We start from the raw sequence: 24,212 nt of genomic DNA on the forward strand, positions 1-24,212 counted from the left end.
TATTTTATCTTAATCTCTTTAAAAAAAGCTGGAAAAATACAACTTTTGCAATAAAGTAAAGCTTTTGTAAAGAGGGGCTAAAAAGATCACACTTGTGTTATGCTCAAACTAAATTAATCGTTTCAGCATTAGGCTTTTTTACTTGTTTTTCCACACAGAGTTAGGCACAGAGAAGGTCAAATTTAACCTCCTCTGTTTCTCTGTATGTTTCGCTCTCTGCCCTAACCTTGAAAAAAAATTAAGCCTCAATCACAACTCGCAAATTACCTCTTTTTTTGGCAACACGGCAAGCGGTAGTATTGCCAGATCGCTCAAATTCTAAGTCAAGAATTGTGTTGCCGATTTTTAGATTTGAGAGGGATATTTTGTTGATTCTTTCGGGTAAGGTGGGGTCGATAATATGTAGGCAATTGTTGGGTGCGTCGGGAACTAAGTTCACCATCATTTGCAACAATTGAAAGATGCTGCCGGTTGCCCAAGCCTGCGGGGAGCAAGCAACAGGGTAACGAACCGGCCTGTTATTATCTTGACGTTCGTAGCCGCAAAAAAGTTCAGGAGGACGTTTATAAGCTTGAACGCGGGTCATGTCTAATAAGCCTTCTCCTATTTCGATAGCTTGTTCTACTAAACCTAGCGAACGCAGCCCAATTGCGATTAAGGAATTATCGTGAGGCCATACTGAGCCTATGTGATATCCCATTGGATTATAGGCGGGAGATTTGCTGCTGAGGGTGCGGATTCCCCACCCGTTGAACATATCGGGGGCGCGGAGTCGTTCAGCTACGCTGTGTGCTTTTTCAAGTTCAAATATTCCTAGTTGTAAGCAGTGTCCGGGGTTGGAGGTGATGCTGTCTACCGGCTTGCCTTCTCCGTCTAAGGCGAGGGCGCAAAAATCCAAATCTTCTACCCAAAAGTCGCGGTTAAACCGCTGTTTTAAATTGCGGGCGTCTTCTTGCCAGCGATCTGCTAAGTCGAGGCGTTTTTTGAGGCGGGCAATTTCGGCTAGGCGAATTTTTGCTGCATAAACGTAGCCCTGTACTTCGGAGAGAGCGATGGGGCCGGTGGCTCTTTTTCCTTGGCGATCTACGATGCAGTCTCCTGAGTCTTTCCAACCTTGGTTATCTAAGCCTCTTTTTGATTGCCGGTCATAGGAGAGATAGCCGGTTTGTTGACAGTTTCGGTCTATCCATTCCATTGCCGCTAAGGCGTTTGGCCACAATTCTTCGAGCAGTTCTTTGTCGTTTGTCCAGGCAAAATATTCGGCATATAGCATTAGCCAAAGCGGTGTAGCATCGACTGTTCCGTAATAGGGAGTGTGGGGGATTTCTTCGCAGCGGGCCATTTCGCCGTAGCGAATTTCATGTAAGATTTTGCCTGGTTGTTCGTCGCGCCATTCGTCGTCTTTTTTGCCTTGATATTCCGCGAGTATTTGGAGGGTATCGCGGGCTAATTTGGGGTTTAGCATTAAAGTTTGGGAAGCGGCGATGATCGAGTCTCGTCCGAATAAAGTTGAGAACCAAGGTACGCCGGCTGATAAGGCTGTGTTTTTGCCGAAAGTTTGCCGCAAAATATATAAGTCTTCTTCGGCGCGTTCGATGATTTCGTTAAAGGTGTTTTTGTCGGAACGGATGTGGGTGCTTTCGTGTGTCCAGAGTTGTTCTTCTTGGCTTTCTGCTGCTTTGGCTTGGGTGAGGGTGACGGGGGGGTTGATGACTGATGCGGGCCGGTTATTGATGAACATTTGCAGCCGGTAGCCGATGATTTCGGTTTGATGCGGCTGTAGATTCATGTTCCAAATGGCGGTATATCCTTTTAGGTAGTCGGGGCGCCGGTGATCAAAGCGAATCCGCGATTCCATGAGTTTATTATCAAGTCCGAGGTAGGCTAAGATTAGTTCTTCGTCTTGGCTGAGGGGTGTTATATAGTTGGCAAATTCTTTTTCAATTTCGTTGTTGCCGGCGCCTACGGTGAGCAGTTCTTCTACGGGTTTTTTGTCTCCAATAATTGCCAAATTTCGCAAAAGTTGTCCGCGTTTTGGCCGGCCATATCCGCGCACTTCAAATAAGTCTACGAAATCGGCGTTTAAGCTTAGGCTAATTTGAAAACTGACGGCTTCTGTGCTGTAGTTGGTGATTTCAATTTCGGAAAATAATGCGCCATTTAGCATTAGTTCCCGTTTGATTCCTAGGGTGTCGGGGGAAAGGTGGTTTTCTATGCGGGGGTTTGTGCAAAGTACGGTGAGCCCGAAGCCTTTGTCTGCTGTGCTGCTGAGGAGGACGGGTGTGCGTTTTTCGATTTGTAGTTCTAGCCGGCTGAGAAATCTTGTGTCGCGGCAAAATAATCCCATGCTGCTGTTGCAGTCGTCTTGTAGGCTACCGGCGATGTTTCCTAGGCTGTCTGTAACTAAGAATATGTCGTTGTCTTTTAGGGTTAGGGTTGGTTGGGGTTGTTCGTTGACGACTGCCGGCCATTCGGGGATGGGGTTTTGTTCGGCGTTGATGTAGGTTTTTCCTTCGATTTGGATGGTTTCTTGTGTCATTTTGATGATTTTTTTGGTGGGTGTTTTGGATTTTTTAACCGCAGATGTCAAGCAGGCAAGATGCCTGCCCCACAGATTAACGCGGATGGGTTTTCTGCTTTTGGCGTAGGGTTTGTGGTGGTTTTGGTGGGGTTTTAATAGAGTCCGGGTAGGAGTTTTTTAACTCGTTTTTGATAGTCAGGATAGTCGCTGTGTTTTTGGCTGAGGAGGTTTTCTTCTCGCTTGGCTTTGATGTCAAAAAAGATAAATAATATCAGGCTACCAAGCAGGTGAGTTAGGCTTTGATGATAGATGGTAAAAGCTAGTCCTAGGAAGATTATGCCGCTATAAAGGGGGTGACGGACTATGCTGTAGATGCCGGTTTGTACAAGTTGGTTTGTCTCCTTTGGTTGGGGTAAGGGGGTGAGGTTGTTGCCTAAGTCAAGTAGGGCTTTGATTATTAAAATGCCCCCTGCTATTGCTAAACTAACGGCTATTATCCATATTCCCCAATGTAAGCCGGCTGTGTTGATTTTTAAACCGGCTGGTTTGTACACCGGCAAACAAAAAAATCCTACAAGTAATAGCCCTTGTAGTAATACTAAATATTCTCCTTTTTGGCCGGTGCGCCACCCCTCACGGGTGAAACCCCATTCTCTTAATATGTCTTTTGTCATTTGTCAAATTTCCTTTGTTATTTGTTGAGGTTTGCATACAAGCGCCCCGCCTGCGCTAAAGAGTGGCACCGGCCATAAAGTTGTCATTGGTCGTTTGTTGAGCGGGGCTTACAGCCGCTCTGCCTGCGCCAAAAAGTGGCACCGCCCCTACGTTTGACTAATGACCAACGACAACTTTTTTACTTCAACCAAGGGCGTGATATTTGCTCTAATTGAGCGATTTCATCGGAGGTTAATTGCCACCCTAATGCACCGGCATTTTCTATGGCTTGCTTGGCTGTTTTGGCTCCGGGGATGGGGATTACTCCTTCTTGAGCCTTTAACCAATTTAAAGCAACTTGCGCCGGTGTGCGTTGATATTTTTCGGCAAATTTTCTTAATAATTCCAACACTCCCTCAATTTTTTGCAATCCTTCTTTACTAAACTTTGCATCCCATTGGCGGGGGCCGGTTGGTGTTATTTGTGCGGTGTATTTGCCGGTGAGTAAGCCTTGGGCAAGCGGGCTGTAGGCTAATATTGTTACGCCTAGTTGTCTTGCTGTGCTTAGAATTCCTTGGCTTTCTATTTGCCGGTTTAGTAATGAGTATCGTACTTGATTAACGGCTAGGGGGATGCCTCGTTTGGCTAAAATTTGATGGGCTTGCTGCATTTGTTCGGCTGAGTAATTGCTAACACCAACCGACTCAATTCTGCCTTTTTCTACTTCGTTGGCTAAGGCGTTCATCAAGGTTTCTTGACTCATTAAAAATGTAAATGGCCAATGAACTTGATACAAGGTGACGCGGGGCAGTTGCAATCGTTTTAAACTGTCGGTTAAGGCGTCGGAAACTGACTCGGCTGTGAAACGCCAAGGTAAGGGGCCGTATTTTGTGGCGATTTGGACATTGGCGCCGGTTTCTTTGATAAATTTACCGAGTAAGATTTCCGACTCGCCTGGGCCATAGACTTCTGCCGTGTCGAAAAATGTGATACCGGCTTCGACGGCGGCTTTAAAGGCTTCTTTGACTTGTTCTTCGCCGTAGTCTTTGCCATAGTTCCAGAAGAGTTTGTCTCCCCATGACCAGGCGCCGATGCCTAGTTTTGTGACGGTGGGGCCAGTTTTTTCGCCGGCGTTGGCGGGGCGATAGCCGAGGGTTGTGGTTTCCATATTGCCAAAATTGTCTACTCTTCCTTTAGTTTTAGCGTGGTCTTCTCTATTAAGTGTTAAACCGGCACTGTTTTCTGCCCAAGTGTCCTCACGAGTCGCCTTGTTCTCTTCGCATTTGGGCAAATTCTCCGAAAATTGAGGACAAATGTTTAAGTTAAAATTTTATTTGTCTCCAGAGAAAAATCAGTCTTAACAAGAGTTTAAGCAATTTAACTTCTGTTTGACTTTGGCAAAATAGCTATTTATTAAAAATTCCCAAAAGGCAGAAAGTAGGATGTTATCGGCAAATTTCCGATTTTGTGCTAGTTTAAAAATTAGATTTCAATAATGAGGGATGGCACCGGCCATACACAAACATGGTTGGCTTAAATAGTGCTGTAGGTAACACTAAGACGCCATTCTTCAAATAAAACCGGATAAAAGCCGTTTCAGGGTGTTATTAATTCCATCAAAACGTTATTGCATCCCCACTAATATTATTTTCCCATGATGACTCGCAATTCTCCTATGCCGACTTTGTTAGAAACTCTTGCCAGCTTTATGCCATTCCGTGTTTTAAGCTGCTTCGCGGCAGATCCTATCCCTCTCAAAAGTCCAAAAATATCTTCTTTGAATGCGGCGGTTTTATTTGCTGATATTTCTGGTTTTACGTCTCTGACAGAACGTCTTGCTCAAAAAGGTTCTGCCGGTGTTGAGGAACTCACCAAACATCTTAATGCTTACTTTGGCCAATTAATAGAGCTAATCACAGCACATGAGGGGGATATTGTCAAGTTTGCCGGCGATGCTATGTTGGCTATTTGGCCGGCAGAAACTCTTTCTTTAGAACAAGCAACTTTTCGAGCGGCTCAATGTGCTTTGGCAATTTTAAATGATTTGGGGGAATATAAAAGCGCCGATGCTCAATTACAATTACATATCGGTATTGGTGCTGGCGAACTGAAGGAATTTTACACCGGCGGTAGTGCTGATAAATGGGAGTATTTTGTGGCCGGTGAACCTATTGCTCAAGTTGCAAGTGCTGAAATAGCAGCAGGTACGGGTGAGGCTTGTATTTCTCTACCGGCTTGGAAATTAATTAAACATCAATTTAATGGCAGTTTGTTAGAAAGTAATGTTGTGCGTTTAGAAGGTTTTAATTATCAGGCATCGGTGGTGGATCGCAGTATTTTAGATTTGCCTAAATCACCTGAAATTTCCTTGAATAAAGCGATGGAAACTCGGCTGAAACGATATATCAATATGGGGGTTTTGCAACGGTTGGAGGCCGGTCAAACCCAGTGGTTAGGAGAATTGCGGCGCGTGTCGGTGATGTTTTTAAATTTGCCTGGTATTGATTATAATGCTCCCAATTCTTTGGATTTTATTACAGAGATTTTGACGGTTATTCAAAATGTTTTAACGGTTTATGAAGGCACTTTAAATAAGTTTTTGGTAGATGATAAAGGCAGTACATTGGTGATAGGTTTGGGGTTGCCGCCTTTTTCTCACGGAGATGATGCGGTGCGCTGTGTGACAGCGGGAATGGCGATTTTAGAGAAGTTGAGAAAGTTAGGATTAAAACCGAAAATTGGCATCACCACCGGCATTTGTTATAGTGGTGTAATTGGTTGTGATAAACGGCGGGAATATACGATTATTGGGGCGGTGGTGAATTTGTCGGCGCGGTTGATGCAGGCGGCAAATGATGGGATTTTGTGTGATGAGAGGACTTTTGAAAGAGCTAAAGAAAAGATAAATTTTGAAACATTAACTCCGATTAAAGTTAAAGGTAGAGATGAGGCGGTAGCGGTGTTTGTTCCGACTAGCTTTGTGGTGCAAGATCGCCCTTGGTGGATGAGTTTAGAAACTCAAAAAAATATTGTGGGGCGGGAAAAAGAAAGGGCTTTGTTGGCTGAAAAATTACAGCAATTAAAAGCCGGTGCTTCTGGGGTGATGTTGATTTCTGGGGAGGCGGGAATTGGCAAGTCTTGTTTGATAGAAAATTTGCTTTTGCAAGCACAAGATTTAGGGTTGGGTACGCTTACTGGTGCGGGGGATGCGATTGATCAATCTAAGCCTTATCATGCTTGGAATGGGGTGTTTAATCAATTGCTGGATTTAACTTTTTTGGCAACTCCAGAGGCGAAAAAACAGCAGGTTTTAGAGTTATTAGAAGATGAGGCGGAGTTGTTAGAAAAAGCGGCGCTTTTAAATGGAGTTTTGCAATTAGATTTGCCAGATACGGAAGTGACGGCTGGGTTGGTGGGGCAGCAACGGGCGGAGGCGACGCGGGATTTGTTGGTACAATTGTTGCAGGATTCAGTGAATCGTTCTCCTAAGTTGCTGGTTATAGAGGATGCTCATTGGTTGGATTCGTCAAGCTGGGCACTGGTTTTGGCGGTATCTAAGAACGTCAAGCGCTTGCTGCTGGTGATTGGAACGCGACCGATGGGTGAGCCGGTGCCGGTGGAATACGAGGAATTGCTGAGGGTGGAAGGTGTAGAACAGTTGCATTTAGAAGCAATGCACGCTACAGATACGCGAGAGATGTTGTGTCAGCGTTTGGGGGTGAAAAGTTTGCCGGATGAGGTGGTGGAGTTAATTGAGAAAAAGGCGGAGGGAAATCCGTTTTTTAGTGAGGAATTGTTGTATGGTTTGCGCGAGGCGGGGGTGATTGAAATTCATCATGGGGAATGTCGAATTGCTCCGGGGGTGGGGAATTTGGATGAGTTACGTTTTCCTGAGACGGTGCAGGGGGTAATTGCTGAGCGGATTGACCGGCTTTCTCCTAATGAGCAGCTTACTTTAAAAGTGGCGAGTGTGATAGGCCGGTCTTTTGGGTTTCGGATGTTGCGAGAAATTCATCCAATTGAGGATGATAAGTTACAATTGCCTACTTATTTAACGAAGTTAGAAAAATTTGATTTGACTCCGATGGAAACGCCGGAGCCAGAGTTGGCTTATACGTTTAAGCATATTATTACGCAGGAAGTTGCTTATGGGATGATGTTGTATTCGCAGCGCCGGCAAGTGCATGAAACTTTGGCGTTGTGGTATGAAAGAAGCTATGAGGATTTGTCGGGTTTTTATTCGGTTTTGGCGCATCATTGGAGTCAGGCGAGGGTTGCAGAAAAGGCTATTTTTTATTTAGAAAAGGCGGGAGAGCAGGCGGTGCGGGCGCACGCTTTGCGGGAGGCGTTGCAGTTATTTACGGAGGCGTTGGATTGGTTGGAAACTTTGCCGGATACGCTGGAGAGAAAAGAGCAGGAATTGCGTTTGCAAATTGCTTTGGGTAGCCCGTTAATGGCGATTAGAGGTTATGGTGCAGTCGAAGTTAAAGCAACCTACGATAGAGCCAGAGAACTTTGTCAACAAGTTGGACAAGAATCTCAACTATTTTCTATTTTAAATGCCTTGGCTGTGTCTTATTGTACTCAATCGGATTTTCCCGCTTCTCTGGAATTGTGTAAGCAACTTGAAGCTTTAGCTCAAAGTACGCAAGAGCAGCGATTGTTCCCATTATTTTCTAATTCATACACTTTTAATTTCTTCCATTTGGGGGAATTTAATCAAGCCCGATATTACGCAGAGTTGGGAATAGCGACTTATCAGCCAGAAAACCATGAGTTTTATATGGCTAAATATGCACAAGATCCGGCAATAGGGTGTTTCTTGTTTGACTGTATGGCTAACTGGTTTTTAGGGTATCCAGAGGTTGCTACTCAGCAGAGTAAAGAAATTATTACCCTAGCTCAAAAATTATCTCATCCGTTTAGTTTGGCTTATGGTTTTAACTGTAAGGCTTGGCTGGCTTTATACAGTAAACAAGTATCAAAGGCTTTACAAGAAGCGGATGGATTAATGGCTGTGGCTGTTGAAAATGAGTTTCCTTTTTTTATCATGTTATCAAATTTGATTCGGGCTTGGGTTGCCATCCAACTTGACCAGCCAGAAGAAGCGATTAATCAAATTGAAGAAACTTTAAAATTGTGGAAGTCTGTAGGAGCGGTTTTAGCTCGGCACTGTCATTTAACATTCTTGGCAGAAGGTTATGCTAAAGCCGGAAAACCGGCAGCAGCATTAGAAATTTTAGCTGAGTGTGTTGATGAAATAGAACGGACGAAAGAGTGTTTTTTTGAAGCTGAAGTTTATCGTCTTAAGGGGCAATTTTTGTTAGATTTAAACCAAGTAGAAGAGGCGGAACAAAGTTATTTAAAAAGTATTGAGGTGGCACGCCGGCAAGAGGCAAAGTCTTTAGAATTACGAGCTAGTATTTCTTTGTGTAGCTTGTGGCAGCAGCAAGGCAAAACAATCGAAGCTAAAGCATTGCTAAGTGAGATTTATGGTTGGTTTACGCAGGGGTTTGATATGCCAGATTTAATCGCGGCGCAACAATTGCTGAGGGAACTTTCTTAAAAAAATTGGAAGAAAAACCTGGATGTGATTTTTTCTCCTTTAAGATAAAAAAATCTACTCGCTCCCGCCTATCTGCTGTATTTATTAGCAAATTAAACAATAAAGGGTGTTATGAATCAAAAAGGGGAAGTGGTTACTGGGGTGTTTCCTCGCTCAGTTTTATCAACAAATCGAGCGGAATTTGGAGCCACAAATGAGACGCAAGAAGCGAAAAAACAGGCGCTAAAATTGCTTGTGAAAGATGATAAAAAAATTCCAGAAGATTTGCAGGGTCATGTCTTTATTATTGGGCCGGTGGGCTCGGTAAATTCTCCTAATAAGCCTGGTACAGAAATTGTTTTTCCTGCCAGTGATGGCTCAACTGCTCTTTATAATGGCGATGGAATGGTTTATCGCTTAGATTTTAATGATATTCCTGCGGGAGTGAAGTTTTCTTCGGCGTTGATGAAAACTCCCTGTTATTATGCTGATATTGCCACGTTTCGCCAAAAAAAAATAAAGTTTTATAATTTAGGAATTTTACGTTTTTCTGAAAAATTGGGAGCAAGAAATCAGCTTAATACTGCTTTTTTACCAATGAAGTTTTCTGAGGAAGAAGGTTATCGTTTGTTGGCAACGTGGGATATTGGCCGGCCTTACGAAATTGACACCGAAACTCTGGAACTTATAACGCCGGTGGGGAATAGTTCGGAGTGGCGTCCGATGAATCCTTTAATGGCAGATTTGCCTTTTCAACCACCTTTTCCTTTCCCTTTAATTCAAGGTTCAGCGCATCCTTGTTTTGATTTTAATACAAAAGAAATGTTTACGGTTAATACTGGCCGGTCTTTAACCACATTTCTTTCACAATTACGACCAGTAATTTATTGGGTTTTGGATGTTCTAAGTTTAATCAGACCTCACCCTCCTGAAGATATCATTATCCAGCAACCAAGAGAAGCACAAGAAGAAAAACAAGCACCTTCCCAAAACATTTTTGAGAAAATTATCGATTTTTTTAAAAGCTTAATTTTAGCAATTTACAATTTGTTGCAAGCCTTCAACCCGTTTAGTAATTTTACCTACTTGGTGCGCTGGGATGGTAAAGGAAATATTCAAAAATGGAAACTCGTACAAGCAAATGGCTGTCCGGTAAAAATTGAGCAAAGTCTACACCAATTTGCCATAACGGAAGATTATATTATCCTGATAGATACGGCATTTAAAATGCTGATAGAAGAGATATTGCCGGCGGCACCAGGTAAAAAATATAAAAGTGTTGAGAAATGGTTAAGGAATTTAATAGACAGGCAACAATTAGCCGACAATCGGGTTTATATTGTTCGTCGAGAGGCGCTAAAACCAGACAAGAAAAAAGTCCGGGTACAAAAAGCCAGCATTCCTCGTGGTACAAATCATTTTATAGCTGAATACAAAAATCCCAACCAACAAATTACTCTGCACATGGCAAATATGGGGACTTGGGATGCGGCGGAGTGGATTCGAGATATTGATGAATCAGTGTTTAAATCAGGGGAAATTGACGATTTAGAAAAACTTTATGGGGTGATTATGGGCCCAACAGATATAAGCCGGCTGGGATGCCATATTCTGAATGGAGAAACCGGCAAATTAATCCGCTCAGATTTGACGGATCTCTACGAGAATTATAACTCAAATAAATCTGAGGAAAATAAAGAAGAAAAACCTTATTCTCAGTACACTTGGGGGCCGGCATTATTTACTTGTGTGGATACGCCGCCGCCGCAAGAATTGCAAGATATTTACTGGAGTTGTTTGGGATGTTGGCCGGAGTTACTAACAAAACACGGGTTAAAACTGTACAAAGACTTTAAGTATCGAGACGTGCCAGAACATGAAGTTATTAACCTAACAAAAGAGGGAATCCAATCAAACTTATTGCGCTTGCATATTAAGCCTTTAACGATTGTTAGCGGGTCGGAAAATCGTTTAGAAATTCAAGATATCTATCAGTTTCCGAGTAATTCGTTTGGGACTTCACCGCAATTTGTGCCTCGCGCCGGTGGGAGTGGAAACTCAACGGATGGGTATATTGTTTGTGTGGTGCATCATGGCACAGATGAGGAAACAGATAATGGTAATGAAATTTGGATTTTTGATGCGGCAAATCTTAAACAAGGGCCGGTTTGTCAGCTATGGCATCCAGAACTTAAACTCGGTTTTACTGTACATACAGCTTGGTTGCCAAAAATTAGTAAACGCACAGCAACTTACAATATTCCTGTTGAGGACGATTATAAAGATTTAGTTGCAAAGCAGCCGCCTGAAATTCAAGAATTATTTGAGAAAGAAATTTACCCGCATTTTCAATCTTAAGCTGAACTCTGCCCACCATTATAACCGGGTGGGCACTCAACAGGGCTTGAAAATACACCGGCACTTAACTATCGTGGGAAAATACAGTAAACTGATACACAACCTGCGATGACAGCCGAAAACTTATCAAACTTCGACCAAACCCAACCACCACAACCGGTAATATTGCCGCAAATAAAGCTTCTGACGATGTTTCGTCTGGGTTTATTTCAAATGGGGTTAGGCATTTTAGCCGTCTTAACCTTGGGAGTGCTCAACCGCGTAATGATTGCCGAGTTAGCCATTCCCGCCACCATCACCGCCGCCACCATTACCGTATCGCAATTTGTGGCACCCTTGCGAGTTTTATTTGGGCAAATGTCCGATAGCAAACCGCTGTTTGGAACCCACCGCACCGGCTATGTTTTGATTGGGGCCGGTTTATTTGCAATTGCCTTATTTTTTGCTACTCAAATTATATGGCAATTAGGCAATGTTGTCAACGCTGCCGGTGGTTGGGTTTGGAACACTCAAACTTTTGGTTTAACGGCAGCTTTAGCCGGTATTTTCGCCCTTTATGGCACAGCAAGCTGCATAAGTTCCACCCCATTTTTTGCCTTATTAGTCGATGTTTCCGAAGAAGAAAATCGCGGCCAATTAATAGGCATTGTCTGGTCAATGATGACCGTAGGAATTGCGGCTGGAGGAATTACCAGTAAAGTCTTGTTAAAACGCTTAGAAGACAACAATGCCTCCTTAGAAATTATCCAATCAGCCATTAGCAACTTATTTCTGATTGTGCCGGCAATTGTTTTTATTTTAGCAGTAATTGCCACCTGGGGAGTCGAAAAAAAATACTCGCGTTATTCCACTCGCGTCAGCACAAGCAACCGCGAAGACAAAATCACATTAGGCATGGCAATTAAAATCCTCACTGCCAGCAAACAAACCGCCTTATTTTTCACCTTCATGCTGATAATGAGCATAAGTTTATTCATGCAGGAAGCAGTTTTAGAACCCTATGGCGGGCAAATTTTTGGAATGTCAATTCCCGAAACTTCGCTGTTAAATTCGTTTTGGGGAATTGGGATGTTAATGAGTTTAAGTGCCACCGGCTTTTACCTTGTTCCCCGCTTAGGAAAACGCAAAACCACGCAGTTAGGATGTTTGGCAACTTCAGTAAGTTTTCTGTTAATTATCTTGTCAGGATTTAGCGCCAATCAAGGATTATTAAAAGCCGCGATGGTATTATTTGGATTATCTGCGGGAGTTGCCACAACCGGCGCGTTGAGTTTAATGCTAGATTTAACTGCTGCTGAAACTGCCGGTACTTTTGTCGGGGCGTGGGGTTTAGCGCAGGCAATGGCGCGGGGAAGTGCTACAATTTTGGGGGGAATTGTTTTAGATATTGGTAAGAGTTTGTTTGGGGTGCCACTCCTTGCTTATGGCAGTGTTTTTGCAATTCAAGCAGTGGGAATGTTACTGGCAATTTGGTTTTTAAATTATGTCAATGTGCAGGAGTTTAAAGACAATGCTAATGCGGCTATTAAGGCAGTGATGGAGGGGCAATTGGATTAGCCACCGGTTAAAACCAGCATCGCCACCGATATCGCCACCAATATCGCCACCGATTAAAACCGGTGGCTACACGAAGAAAACCCCCGGAGGGGGTTAAAAAGTTAAAAGTTATAATTGAGTTGAGGAAGATGGATTTTTTTACAGAAATCTTGGAATTTTGCGATACAATTGCCGAAAAAATTGGCAAGCAATTGTTAGAAGATTTTGGCAAAGTGCAAGCAGACGAAAAAGCAGATGGCAGTTTAGTTACTCGTTCCGATAAATGGGCAGATATTGAAATTACCCAAGCAATAAAAGCCGCCTTTCCTACACACGGAATCTTAAGCGAAGAGGGAGATCATGTTTTCCCAGAAAACGAATATTGCTGGATTATTGACCCTTTAGACGGAACTACAAATTTTGCGCGGGGGATTCCTATTTGGGCAATTTCAATGGCTTTATTTCATCACGGAAGGCCGGTTTTTGGCTACGTTTCTTTACCTCCTCTGGGGCAAACATTCCATGCTTTTTCTGACCAAGCTTTTTTAAACAAACGCCCCATTCATACTAGCCAACGTCCCCCCGGCAAAAATGAATTTTTCAGCTTTTGTTCGCGCAGCATTGCCTCAATTGAGCATCCCTTTTCGTGTAAAATAAGAATGTTAGGAGTTGCCAGCTATAACTTTTTAAACGTGGCTGCCGGCTGGACATTAGGAGGAGTCGAAGCCACCCCGAAAATCTGGGATATAGCAGCAGTTTGGACAATTGTAAAAGCAGCCGGTGGTTGTTGGGTTTCCTTGGAATCAGAAACACTTTTTCCCTTAGAACCTGGCAAAGATTATAGCCAAAAAAACTACCCAACAATGGTAATCAGTAAAGAAGAATGGGGGCCGGTTTTTAAACCCCTAATTGCCGTAAAAAAATTCGGATAGTACCCCCTTTGCCTATCATTAAATATCAGCGTTCATATCTGCGTTCATCTGCGTTCATCTGCGGTTAAATAATCAATCATGCCAAAAGAAATCAGCCACAGGCCCATCTTTTAAAGGCCAATCTTGATCTGGATTAAGCAAAATTGAACGCTGAATAAAACCCGCATTATTAACTCTCCGCATCACCCGGCTAGGAATACCATAACCGTAAATAATATGACCTTTGCCGGCCAAAACCACCACCTGATAATCGGGGTTATTTTGAGCAAAATTTGCAATAGTTTCCGCCATTGTTTCATCCCACAAAACTTGTGCCAGAAAAAAATTATCAAAATTGGCACTATTACCATGACCGGCCCCAGAATGTTGTTTAAACACCTCCATCACCATATTTTTATATTCCGCATTATCCGTGCGAATTTCGGCATCTGAGGGAATATATAGCCGGTCTTCTGCGGTTAAACTTTGTAAACCCCCCCGCGCTACTTTTCGCGTCACTTCCGACGGCGTATTTAAAGCCAAAACCCGCAAATTATTAGCCTTCGCAAAACGCAAAATCGGTGCATACAACTCCCAATCAAAACCCCAACGTTTGTTATATTCGCTTTTTTCAAACAACTCAACTTCGCTAATTTTTCCCGCCAAATAATCATCAATTACGCCTTGAAAAGGCCGCTGAAACATCTCCATAGCAATAGCAATTTTAGGATTTTTGCTATGTAATTGTTGGATGATTTGTAATTGGGCTTTGTGATCAGCTTCGCTGTCGTGAGTTTCTCCCAAATACACAACATTTGCTTTTTCCAAAAGCGGAAAAAACTGCTCACGGGTGTAAATTTGTTGTTCGACGGGAGAAGTAATTTTTTGTGCTTCTGCGGTGCCGGTGCATAGCAACAAAAAACCGAGAGAAAACGCCAAAAATTTTGTCATTTGTCATTTGTCCTTTGTCATTTGAGACGAATTGTCATAGCATTTTTGACACTTACAGTTATTTCTTTTGCGTGGGGTATATTTTCTCATCGCCTAGGCGCCCAGGAAGGAGACATATCAACCCCCGGATTATTGGTTAGGTTGGTAACATTTGAACCATCAGCATTCATGGCATAAATTTCCATATTGCCATCACGTTCCGAATGAAAAATTATTTTACTGCCATCAGGCGACCACGCAGGAAACGTATCAAAATTAGGGTTTTTTGTTAAATTAATAACATTGGTTCCATCCGCATTCATCACATAAATTTCGCTATTGCCATCGCGTTCCGAAACAAAAGCAATTTTACTGCCATCAGGAGACCAGGCCGGTGAAAAATCAGCCTCTTTTGTATTCGTCAATTTCACCAAATTTGAACCATCTGCATTCATCAAATAAATATTATCCTCATCATTATCTCTATCAGAAGAAAATGCTATTCTTTGACCATCAGGCGACCAAGCAGGAAACCCATCACTGGCGCGGTTATTAGTCAGGTTAACTAAATTCGTTCCATCAGCATTCATAACAAAAACTTCAAAATTGCCATTTCGATAAGAATCAAAAGCAATTTTGCTGCCATCCGGCGACCAATCAGGCGAGTAATCACCCCCCGGATGATTCGTCAAATTAACTTGATTTGAGCCATCAATATTCATCAAATACAGTTCTGCATTGCCATCTTTATCGGACAGAAAAACAATTTTCTCCCCATTTGGCGACCACTGTGGTAAATTAGGTAAAGGAGAATTGCTAGTAATTTTTGTTACATTCGAGCCATCAAAATTCATAAAATAAATTTCTGGGCTGCCATCGCGGTCAGAAATAAACACAATGCGACTTTCATTTGAACTTTGAGCCATCCCCCACTTATGATGACCGGCCATCACCAAAACCACGCCAAATACAAACACCGAAATTAAACGCAAAATCGAGAGGTTTTTCATAAAATTTTCCTCACCACACACTCTTTATATTAACAGACTGAGACGCTTTTTTATTCATCCTCAAATTATCTAAATATTCCGGAAACAGCATTTATTTTTTTTAAACTATCATTATCCACCGGCCCTCCTTACTGTTAATTACCATTAAACTGCTGTTTTCAATTATAAGCTATATTTGCTAACCTTTCAACCCCAAACTTTTTACTTCAAACAAGAATTTGATAAAATTTAAATAAAAACTCCACCAAACATCCCAAGCTTAAATCATGCAATCCCTAAACCTTGGAAAATACCTAACCCTACAAGAATTTTGCACCTGTAGTAAAACCTATCAAAAATATGCCGAGTCAATTGATCCTTACCCGAAAAATATTGAAGAAACTATCCCCGCTTTACAAGCACTTAACCAAATAATTATTGACCCCATTATCGATAACTTTGGCCGCGAAAACTTTAAGCTAACCTATGGGTTTTGTTCTCCAACCCTCAAAAGATACCTAGACAAAAAAGACCCCCAAACCGGCCAAAAAAACGGCAGAATTGACACCAGCCGCGACCAACACATCGCCCACGAAATCAACAAAAAAGGTCAATATTATTGTAGCCGGCTAGGAGCAGCCTGTGATTTTTTAATCATCAGCGAATCCAGCGATAAAGTCCTAGACTGGTTATTACAAAAACAATTGCCCTTTGATTCAATTTATTATTATGGAAAAACTCGACCTATTCATATCAGTTATGGCCCCCAAAACAAGCGAGATATCTGGACATTTACCGAAACCGGAATCCCCAGCAAAAAAGGCATAGAATATTGGAGAGAATTAGCCGGGAAAATTCCCAAATAACAGTAACTTTTTATTTGGAGAGGCGGTTTATCTTTAATTTATTCTCCCAGTTTCATCACGGATAAACACGCCCCTAAATTTCGGCCATTGGCATTAATTATGTTTTGTTTGACGCGCACGCATTGCCGAACGTAAGAGCTTAACTTTATAAGGATCTGCATCTTTTTTCCAGCGTAATTGATAGCCAACAATCACCGCACAATGTTCTTCCAAACATTTCAGCCAACCGCTACGATTACTAATCGCAGAAAAGTCATCTAATAACCCCCAATTTCTCTCCTGCTGCGTTAATTTTGCAAACTTTTCATAAAGCGGGTAATCGCACATTACCAAATTATCTTTTTCGTGAAGCACCGGCGGATTATCTTCAACTTTCCACCTTTGATAACTCACCTTCAAATCCCGTAAATCCACCTGCATACAACTTTTTAAAAGCGGATGTGGATCTGTATCAAACTCAGGGTAAAACAAATAAGAAATCTTTGGGGCTTTCGTACTTAACTTAATCACATTAAACTTATCTAACCGGCCAATTGTCCGACTCGCGCAACCTTCATAAACCCGCAACAAAGGATCAAGAGATTCTAAAGCAGAAACATGAAACCAAAAAGAATTAGGCCAAAGTTTTCCAACCGAACTATTTTCACAACTTTCGCGGATAATATTAAGATGACCACTGCTAAAAAGCAACGCATCAGCTTCGCGACAAGCTTGTTTATAACTACCAAACAACCCCTTAATATCCTCCTTAGCCTCAAAAGTCAACTCCACCGGCTTCGGACGCCGGCTAAACCGAGAAAGCGCCAAATAAACCAGCAAATCTTCCCGCCGTTTTTGCGTAATTGCCTCCCATTCTTTCATATCCGTTGCCCGCAAAATCACATCAAAAGCCCGGCGTAAACTGCCAAATTCCGCCTTAATTTCCGCCTCAGATGGCAATTCGCCCTTAGCCGGTAAACGACCCCTTTCTGCCACAAAAGCCATTAAAGGCGTAAGCAATTCCTGATACTCTTCAAAGCTTTTAAAATTTTTGCGAATTCTGGGCGTACTCGTGCGAGAGCGAAATTTCAAAGCCTTATAAACTTCCGCCTCTGCTTCATCACGAAAAACAAAATAAATCCCCAACCCAATAGGAACAGAATCAGCCTCTAAAACCTGATCAATATAAACTTTCAACTCTTCCTGCTCATAATACTTTTGAAACGTATTTCGACTCGTAATAATTCCATCCCCATAAACCATCCAACCTTGTTGATAATCATCCACCAAAATTTGAGCAGAAACAACCAAAACCCGCTTAGTTAAACTCCAAGCTTCCCGCAAAGCATCCTGACGTTCCACCCTATCTTCAATAACATTAATCACATAACCAATATTCACAATATCCGCAGAAACCTTGCCATTATGCGGAAAATAATAAGGGTCCCACCCAACACTATCATAACCCTTTTCCTTCATGCGGCTAACATCCCCACCATAACCGCAACCATAATCAAAAAAAGTCGTTTTTTCCCTAAATAAATCCGCCTCCAAAGCCGTCCGCACCGGCTTAGATAAACTCGTGCGAGCCATCGCCGCCTTATGCCGATCAATTCGCAATTTCAACTCTTCCCAACCACAATCAATCCGACAAACAAGCCAATGATTATTAAAAGCAATTTTTTGGCAATTTAAACGTTGTTGCCAGCCAATTTTCATCCCAATACCGCGAGTTTCATCCAACAAACCCAGCAACTCCTCTTGACGAGTTAACTCCGCAAACTCCTCATAACAAGGATAACCTTGCATAACAAAAGTTTCTTTACGGTGTAAAACCGGCGGATTATTTGTATCAGCATAATCCCGACTCGTCACATCTAAATTATCCATTCCCACAACAATAGTAGAGCGTAAAGCCGGGTGAGGATCGCTATCAAAATCCGGATAAAATAAATAAGAAACTTTTGGTCTATCAGTTTGAAACTTAATTAACGTCACATTTTCGGGACAACCCGCCACAACATAAGCCAACTTTTCATATAAACGCAACAACGGATCAAGAGCAAAAACAGCCGAAGAGTGAACATAAAGAGCATTTGGTAAATGTTTTCCCACAGTTGAAACTTCGCAGAGATTACTAATAACACCTGCTTGTTTAACTTGAGAAAGCATTTCCTCAGCCGCCACAAAAGCAGACTCATAACACCCAAAAAAAGCCTCAATATTTTTTTGCAAAGAAGCCGGCAAAACCTCCAAACCCACCCGTTCCCGAAAATTACAAACAGCCACATCAATAACCACATCTTCCCGTTGCTGTGTGGCAGATTCCCCATCAGCAGAAACAGTTTTTATGGAAGCAAAACTGCAATCACTCATAGCCTTTCCTGCGGACGACCGCCCTATCAGCTTGTGATACCAATCATCTACCAATCCAACACAAAACCTTAAAAATTTAATAAAATCTTTTAAATTCACCCCACTTGCACACCAATTTATGTTAAATTAAACAAAAACTAAAAACCAATTTAGGGGTAAAAAATCATGGAAACAACCTTAACAACTCCCCTTGCATTAGAAATCGACTTAACAGACGAACAATTTTTCCAGCTATGTCAAAAAAACCGCGACTTAAAATTTGAGCGCACAGCATCAGGAGAATTAGTTATTATGTCACCAACCGGCGGAAACACAGGCAAACGTAACATTAAAATAGCCGCTCAACTAGAAATATGGAGCAGCAAAACAAACCTTGGCCATGCCTTTGACTCATCCACCGGCTATAAACTCCCCAACGGTGCGGATCGTTCCCCAGACGCCTCATGGATACAGCGGCACCGTTGGGAAGCATTAACACCAGAACAAAAAGAAAAATTTATACCCCTTTGCCCTGATTTCGTCATCGAATTACGCTCACCTAGCGACAGCCTTAAAACCCTCCAAGAAAAAATGAAAGAATACATCAACAATGGAGCCAATTTAGGCTGGTTAATCGACCCAAAAACCAAACAAGTAGAAATCTATCGACCTTCTCAAAATGTAGAAATTCTCGAAAATCCCACAACATTAGTCGGCGAAGAAGTCCTACCTGGTTTTATCTTAGACCTAACCACAATTTGGGACATTTAAAACACCCACTAAACCCCTTTACCCAAACCTTAAAAACAAAAAAAGTGGGCAAAAGCCCACCCCAAAAACTAAGGATAAAAACACATTTGAGGCAAACCCAAAGTCTCATCCCAACCCATCATCAAATTAAGACACTGAATAGCCTGCCCAGCCTGACCCTTAATCATATTATCAATCACCGACATCACAATTACCCGGTCAGTACGCGGATCAACCTCCACCCCGATATAACAAAGATTAGTTCCACAAGCCCATTTTGTCTGTGGATAAACCCCCGTCGGCAAAACCTTAACCCAAGGCGAAGAACGATAAAAAGCCGAATAAATAGTAAGTAAATCTTCCCTTACCAAACCCGGATCACGCAAAGTAGCATAAACCGTAGCCAAAATACCCCGAACCATAGGAATCAAATGCGGCGTAAACTGCACCCTCACCTCATGGCCGGCCAAATCACTACAAATCTGCTCAATCTCAGGAGTATGCCGGTGACGCCCCACATTATAAGCACCCAAAGAATTATCAGCCTCAGCCAATAACAAATTAGTTTTCGCCTGTCTACCCCCCCCAGAAGTACCAGATTTTGCATCAACAATCGCCGTTTCAGGTAACACCAAACCCTGTTTAAGAAGCGGAGAAAGCGCCAATAAACTAGCCGTCGGATAACACCCCGGACAACCAACTAATTGAGCCTCCTTAATGCGTTCTCGATACAACTCAGGCAACCCATAAACAGCCTTTTCCGCCGCATCCCTATCCGTCCGTTCCCCACCATACCAAGCCGTGTAAGTATCCAAATTAAAAAAGCGATAATCTGCCGAAAGATCCAGCACCTTACAGCCTTTTTCCAACAAAGTTGGAGTCATTTTATACGCCAAACCATTTGGAAGCGACAAAAACACCACATCACAGCGATTTGCCATCACCTCCACATCCACCGGCTCAATAACTTGAGACACAGAATGCCCCAAATGCGGATATAAATCAGAAAAAGGCTTACCCGCACTACTGTCACCCCCCAGATAAGTCAACTCCAGCTTAGGATGATCCATCAGCAGGCGCACCAATTGCACCCCGCCATACCCAGAAGCACCAACAATCCCCACTCGTAGACGTTGCGAATCATTCATAATAGTTACTCCCTAACCATTTTTTTCCTAACGTTCGTGCCGTATTTGCTGAATTCTATACCACGTTGGCTTGTGCGAACCGTTGCACGGCACCATAGTTTTTAAGCAATTACTTCATCACACTCATAGTGTGTAGATTGAATCGCCCGATAGATGGCAATGGTTTTTCGTACTCTTTACCAATGTTGTAGGGAGGACTTGTAACCGTCAGTTCTAAACATTCATCAGGCAGCCTTGACATCGCCTCTAGGCAATCGATCTGATAAATTATGCAGTTTGGTGCTTCATAATAGGGTGGGCCCAAACAGCTAACGATTTCCGCCAATGCTTTGCGAGTTACCATGCTGGGGCGCTTTACTTCTTTTCAAATACATCTGGCTCAAAATTATACAGCCATCACCCCCATCAATTCTTCCCCCCTCTCCCCCTTTCCCCCAACTCCACCCCAACCAACCCGTACTCGCCACCCCCAAACGGGCTAAAATCGAAAATATTATAAGCTTAAGAAAACTTTACGAGTAAATAGCTGGACTATTCCGTGCAATCGCCCCAAAACCCCATAACACAAAACGTCAAATTTGACCCCATCGACACCGCCCTAGACGAACTCAAAGCAGGCCGGTGTATAGTAGTCGTCGATGACGAAAACCGCGAAAACGAAGGCGACCTCATCTGCGCCGGCCAATTCGCCACACCAGACATGATCAACTTCATGGCCATCCATGCCAGAGGTTTAATCTGTCTCGCCATGACCGGCCAACGCCTCGACGAACTCGACCTTCCCCTGATGGTCTCCAATAGCAAAAACCTCTCCGACCAAACCGCCTTTACCGTCAGCATCGACGGAGCCCGCCACCTCGGAGTCACCACCGGCATATCCGCAGAAGACCGCGCCCGCACGATTCAAATCACCCTCAACCCAACCAGCCAACCTAACGACCTCCGCCGGCCCGGACACATCTTTCCCCTCCGCGCCAAAGAAGGCGGCGTACTCCAGCGGGCCGGTCACACCGAAGCAGCCGTAGACCTCTGCCGACTCGCCGGCCTCTACCCAGCCGGAGTGATCTGCGAAATTCAAAACCCAGACGGCTCAATGGCAAGGCTACCCGAACTCATCGGATATGCAAAAGAGCACAACCTCAAAATCATCAGCATCGCCGACCTGATCAGCTACCGCCTAAAACACGACCGCTTCGTACAACGCGAAACCGTAGCCCTCCTGCCCACCGAATTCGGCCAATTCAAAATCTACGCCTACCGCAACCTCCTAGACAACACCGAGCACGTCTCCATAGTCAAAGGCGACCCCAAAGACTTCGCCGAAAAACCCGTCATGGTGCGCGTTCACTCCGAATGTCTCACCGGCGACGCCCTCGGCTCATTACGCTGTGACTGCCGAATGCAGCTACAAGCCGCCCTCAAAATGATCGAACAAGAAGGCGAAGGCGTCATAGTTTACCTGCGCCAAGAAGGACGCGGCATCGGACTCGTCAACAAACTCAAAGCCTACTCCCTCCAAGACTTAGGCTACGATACCGTCGAAGCCAACGAACGCCTCGGCTTCCCCGCCGACCTCCGTAACTACGGCATGGGAGCCCAAATGCTCAACGATCTGGGCATCAAAAAAATCCGCCTCATCACCAACAACCCCCGCAAAATTGCCGGTCTCAAAGGTTACGGCATCGAAATCGTAGACCGCGTACCCCTGCTCATCGAAGCCAACCCCTATAACTGCTTCTATCTCGACACAAAAGCCCAAAAACTCGGCCATATGTTGCTTCAAACCTACCTAGCAACCGTTGCCATTTTCTGGGACGACGAACCCACCCTCCCAGAACGCTATAACCGGCTCGAAAAAATCCGCTCCCACGTCCTCGATCACCACCTTCTACTCCGCGAAGAAGCCAGGCCGGTCATCTTACCCCTCTTTGGCAAACCCTCCGTCACCGTCCATCTTGGCCTCGATCAACCAGGCATGGCATCCCCCGACTGGTACCGCCAACCCAACCACCCCTATCTCGAATCCCTTGCCCAAATTCTCGATAAAATTGCCACTCTGCCTCAACTCGCCCGCATGGAATTCTTAACCTCCACCGGCGGCCACGACCCCCTAATCCACTTAACCGCCGATCTCGACCGCCAAAACTACAGCTTATTAAATCAGCTACCCTCTTCTGTTTGTCAACATCTCGAAACCCAAATCATCTACAACTTTAGTCAAGAGCATCCCAAATAAATCTTGACAAAAACCTTACTCAGTGGTATGGTCAGTCGTAAATAAAGAATTGGCAAACTTTCCCTCATCCCCAGACCAATTCACAATTCACAACTGACCACTAACCCCTGAAAAATTAAGGCACAAAAGGAATAATATTCCGCAGAAAGCCCCGCACCTTCAGCAAGAAAATAAGATGCTGAATATCCGAGCTAATTCTTACCTCTGCCGGCCCTTTTTGTAAATCTTCTTGAATCGAAATATACTCCGCCGCACTCACGAGGCTGCCATCCAAAGGCGAACGCGCCTCCGTAAAAATCTCTGTCCGCAGAATTTCTTCGGGAATATCCTCTGGCGGGGGTAAAGCAAGGGCCGGTGAAACCACACCGACAAACCACAAAAGTAAACAAATAACAGCAAACTTTTTCATGGGTCTGTCCTCCAACCGGCTCCTTAACCCATGTTACTCGAAATAGCTGCTTTGAGAAACCAACTCCTCACTCGGTTTTTGTCGCACAGCGGCCAATTCCTTCCCTACCCGAACTTGCACAATCACCTCGTTGAGATAATTGCTAATATAAGATGTTAACGCATGGATAAACGTCACAACGCCCAGCATTTCACATAGCTCCTCAAAAGTAGCGATTGCATGGTAAGACAAATTATTCATTCCTCCCTCGAAAGCGATGTTTCCGCCAATCAATTCTGCACCTATCGCCCCCCCAATATAAAGCCCAGCCCCCAACATAAATAACGTCCGAGTTTTTGCCGGCAGATGACCTAAAAACTTAACATAAGATAGCCCCAATATCACCAACAAAAAAGCTGCCGGTACAACCCAAGTAAAGTAAAGAAAACCCGTCGCTCCTAACAACTTACGAGTCGGTGAAATCAACTGTTCGTGAAATTGAAAAAGCTCATCAAAAGAAAGAAAGCAAAATACCCCCGATAAAAACCCCCAGTGGCGTGCATAGCGAGAATTATCTTGTTTTTTTACATAAGCAATCAGCCCTAGCAGCAGCCCACTAAACAGCAATGTCAAAGCTGAATAAAGCGTAGGTATATTTCCTTCCCCATCTACATTAACTAGACTGTGTGAATAATATTTTAATGGATAATTAGGAAAGAAAAAGTTACTTAAATGTGTTAAAAAAGAAAGCGTTGCCAGAGAAAAAACAATCAACAGCAAAAACCGTGTTACCTTCCACGGAGACAAGGAAACTTTTAATTTCATAGCTTTATTCTCAATAATTCTGGGAACTTTTTCCCACTAGAAACATAGACTTAGAGGGTGCCAGATCCAGATTGACTCTGCCATTTCCAAGAACTGTTTAGCTCTTATTTCTACGACTTTTAGTGAGGTTAAGGTAAGTTTAATACAAGGTAAAGGGAAAATAGCTCCCCCCGTAGATAGATCACATATCCTGACTTTTGACATATGTAATCATCCAATGC

17 protein-coding genes are annotated in these 24,212 nt (G+C 43.4%); 7 read left to right on the forward strand and 10 right to left on the reverse strand.

Annotated elements, in window-relative coordinates; translation table 11 throughout:
• Positions 1–238 precede the first annotated feature (238 nt).
• The 3 genes from NG798_RS07255 to NG798_RS07265 all read right to left on the reverse strand — a co-directional run bounded on the left by NG798_RS07255 (position 239) and on the right by NG798_RS07265 (position 4,343).
• Complete coding sequence (locus NG798_RS07255) at positions 239–2,539, reverse strand: amylo-alpha-1,6-glucosidase (RefSeq protein ID WP_261221472.1); 2,301 nt, start codon at positions 2,537–2,539, stop codon at positions 239–241.
• Positions 2,540–2,673: 134 nt separating this feature from the next.
• Positions 2,674–3,195 carry an isoprenylcysteine carboxylmethyltransferase family protein gene (locus NG798_RS07260; RefSeq protein WP_261221473.1) on the reverse strand — a complete coding sequence of 174 codons (522 nt, stop codon included), beginning with the start codon at positions 3,193–3,195 and terminating at the stop codon, positions 2,674–2,676.
• Between the two features lie 179 nt (positions 3,196–3,374).
• Positions 3,375–4,343, reverse strand: coding sequence for an aldo/keto reductase (locus NG798_RS07265; RefSeq protein ID WP_261221550.1), 969 nt, complete (start codon positions 4,341–4,343; stop codon positions 3,375–3,377).
• A gap of 486 nt (positions 4,344–4,829) precedes the next feature.
• On the opposite strand from NG798_RS07265, the gene NG798_RS07270 reads away from it, so the two are divergent.
• From NG798_RS07270 to NG798_RS07285, 4 genes are all read left to right on the forward strand, one after another.
• A complete protein-coding gene (locus NG798_RS07270; protein ID WP_261221474.1) occupies positions 4,830–8,741 on the forward strand; it encodes an adenylate/guanylate cyclase domain-containing protein in 3,912 nt (1,303 codons plus the stop codon).
• A gap of 111 nt (positions 8,742–8,852) precedes the next feature.
• Complete coding sequence (locus NG798_RS07275) at positions 8,853–11,078, forward strand: carotenoid oxygenase family protein (RefSeq protein ID WP_261221476.1); 2,226 nt, start codon at positions 8,853–8,855, stop codon at positions 11,076–11,078.
• Between the two features lie 108 nt (positions 11,079–11,186).
• Positions 11,187–12,635, forward strand: a complete 1,449-nt coding sequence (locus NG798_RS07280; protein WP_261221478.1) for a BCD family MFS transporter — start codon at positions 11,187–11,189, stop codon at positions 12,633–12,635.
• A gap of 128 nt (positions 12,636–12,763) precedes the next feature.
• Positions 12,764–13,546, forward strand: a complete 783-nt coding sequence (locus NG798_RS07285) for an inositol monophosphatase family protein (protein ID WP_261221480.1) — start codon at positions 12,764–12,766, stop codon at positions 13,544–13,546.
• 72 nt (positions 13,547–13,618) lie between these two features.
• Here NG798_RS07285 and NG798_RS07290 read toward each other — a convergent pair whose 3' ends face one another.
• Together NG798_RS07290 and NG798_RS07295 are read right to left on the reverse strand one after the other, a co-directional pair.
• Positions 13,619–14,476, reverse strand: a complete 858-nt coding sequence (locus tag NG798_RS07290; RefSeq protein WP_261221482.1) for a ChaN family lipoprotein — start codon at positions 14,474–14,476, stop codon at positions 13,619–13,621.
• An 86-nt stretch (positions 14,477–14,562) separates the two neighbouring features.
• Positions 14,563–15,465 (reverse strand): DUF5050 domain-containing protein, encoded by a 903-nt coding sequence (locus NG798_RS07295; RefSeq protein WP_261221484.1) that lies wholly within the window; start codon positions 15,463–15,465, stop codon positions 14,563–14,565.
• Positions 15,466–15,731: 266 nt separating this feature from the next.
• Here NG798_RS07295 and NG798_RS07300 point away from each other — a divergent pair, with 266 nt between their 5' ends.
• On the forward strand, positions 15,732–16,310 hold the full coding sequence (locus NG798_RS07300) for a hypothetical protein (RefSeq protein WP_261221486.1): 579 nt from the start codon (positions 15,732–15,734) through the stop codon (positions 16,308–16,310).
• A 93-nt stretch (positions 16,311–16,403) separates the two neighbouring features.
• Here NG798_RS07300 and NG798_RS07305 read toward each other — a convergent pair whose 3' ends face one another.
• Positions 16,404–18,665: a DNA phosphorothioation-associated putative methyltransferase gene (locus NG798_RS07305; RefSeq protein ID WP_261221488.1), complete on the reverse strand. Its 2,262-nt coding sequence runs from the start codon at positions 18,663–18,665 to the stop codon at positions 16,404–16,406.
• Between the two features lie 165 nt (positions 18,666–18,830).
• Between NG798_RS07305 and NG798_RS07310 the strand changes: the two genes are divergently transcribed.
• Entirely contained in the window at positions 18,831–19,415 is a 585-nt protein-coding gene (locus NG798_RS07310) for a Uma2 family endonuclease (RefSeq protein WP_261221490.1), read from the forward strand.
• A 68-nt stretch (positions 19,416–19,483) separates the two neighbouring features.
• On the opposite strand, the gene argC is transcribed toward NG798_RS07310, so the two are convergent.
• The gene (gene argC, locus NG798_RS07315) at positions 19,484–20,542 is read right to left on the reverse strand and encodes an N-acetyl-gamma-glutamyl-phosphate reductase (RefSeq protein ID WP_261221491.1); all 1,059 of its coding nucleotides are present in this window, start codon (positions 20,540–20,542) and stop codon (positions 19,484–19,486) included.
• A gap of 109 nt (positions 20,543–20,651) precedes the next feature.
• Positions 20,652–20,885 carry a hypothetical protein gene (locus tag NG798_RS07320; protein WP_261221492.1) on the reverse strand — a complete coding sequence of 78 codons (234 nt, stop codon included), beginning with the start codon at positions 20,883–20,885 and terminating at the stop codon, positions 20,652–20,654.
• 195 nt (positions 20,886–21,080) lie between these two features.
• Between NG798_RS07320 and ribBA the strand changes: the two genes are divergently transcribed.
• On the forward strand, positions 21,081–22,778 hold the full coding sequence (gene ribBA / locus NG798_RS07325) for a bifunctional 3,4-dihydroxy-2-butanone-4-phosphate synthase/GTP cyclohydrolase II (protein WP_261221493.1): 1,698 nt from the start codon (positions 21,081–21,083) through the stop codon (positions 22,776–22,778).
• A gap of 115 nt (positions 22,779–22,893) precedes the next feature.
• Here ribBA and NG798_RS07330 read toward each other — a convergent pair whose 3' ends face one another.
• On the reverse strand, positions 22,894–23,187 hold the full coding sequence (locus tag NG798_RS07330) for a glutathione S-transferase (protein ID WP_261221495.1): 294 nt from the start codon (positions 23,185–23,187) through the stop codon (positions 22,894–22,896).
• 33 nt (positions 23,188–23,220) lie between these two features.
• On the reverse strand, positions 23,221–23,991 hold the full coding sequence (locus tag NG798_RS07335; protein WP_261221497.1) for a hypothetical protein: 771 nt from the start codon (positions 23,989–23,991) through the stop codon (positions 23,221–23,223).
• Between the last annotated feature and the right edge of the window lie 221 nt (positions 23,992–24,212).

This window comes from Ancylothrix sp. D3o, assembly GCF_025370775.1.
In the GTDB taxonomy this organism is placed as follows: domain Bacteria; phylum Cyanobacteriota; class Cyanobacteriia; order Cyanobacteriales; family Oscillatoriaceae; genus Ancylothrix.

Coding starts and splice junctions, on each gene's coding strand:
- argC (WP_261221491.1), bottom strand. CDS start 20,542: ATGAATGATTCGCAACGTCTACGAGTGGGGATTGTTGGTGCTTCTGGG.
- NG798_RS07285 (WP_261221480.1), top strand. CDS start 12,764: ATGGATTTTTTTACAGAAATCTTGGAATTTTGCGATACAATTGCCGAA.
- NG798_RS07280 (WP_261221478.1), top strand. CDS start 11,187: ATGACAGCCGAAAACTTATCAAACTTCGACCAAACCCAACCACCACAA.
- NG798_RS07330 (WP_261221495.1), bottom strand. CDS start 23,187: ATGAAAAAGTTTGCTGTTATTTGTTTACTTTTGTGGTTTGTCGGTGTG.
- NG798_RS07295 (WP_261221484.1), bottom strand. CDS start 15,465: ATGAAAAACCTCTCGATTTTGCGTTTAATTTCGGTGTTTGTATTTGGC.
- NG798_RS07310 (WP_261221490.1), top strand. CDS start 18,831: ATGGAAACAACCTTAACAACTCCCCTTGCATTAGAAATCGACTTAACA.
- NG798_RS07320 (WP_261221492.1), bottom strand. CDS start 20,885: ATGGTAACTCGCAAAGCATTGGCGGAAATCGTTAGCTGTTTGGGCCCA.
- NG798_RS07305 (WP_261221488.1), bottom strand. CDS start 18,665: ATGAGTGATTGCAGTTTTGCTTCCATAAAAACTGTTTCTGCTGATGGG.
- NG798_RS07275 (WP_261221476.1), top strand. CDS start 8,853: ATGAATCAAAAAGGGGAAGTGGTTACTGGGGTGTTTCCTCGCTCAGTT.
- NG798_RS07265 (WP_261221550.1), bottom strand. CDS start 4,343: ATGGAAACCACAACCCTCGGCTATCGCCCCGCCAACGCCGGCGAAAAA.
- NG798_RS07300 (WP_261221486.1), top strand. CDS start 15,732: ATGCAATCCCTAAACCTTGGAAAATACCTAACCCTACAAGAATTTTGC.
- NG798_RS07290 (WP_261221482.1), bottom strand. CDS start 14,476: ATGACAAAATTTTTGGCGTTTTCTCTCGGTTTTTTGTTGCTATGCACC.
- NG798_RS07335 (WP_261221497.1), bottom strand. CDS start 23,991: ATGAAATTAAAAGTTTCCTTGTCTCCGTGGAAGGTAACACGGTTTTTG.
- NG798_RS07255 (WP_261221472.1), bottom strand. CDS start 2,539: ATGACACAAGAAACCATCCAAATCGAAGGAAAAACCTACATCAACGCC.
- NG798_RS07270 (WP_261221474.1), top strand. CDS start 4,830: ATGATGACTCGCAATTCTCCTATGCCGACTTTGTTAGAAACTCTTGCC.
- NG798_RS07260 (WP_261221473.1), bottom strand. CDS start 3,195: ATGACAAAAGACATATTAAGAGAATGGGGTTTCACCCGTGAGGGGTGG.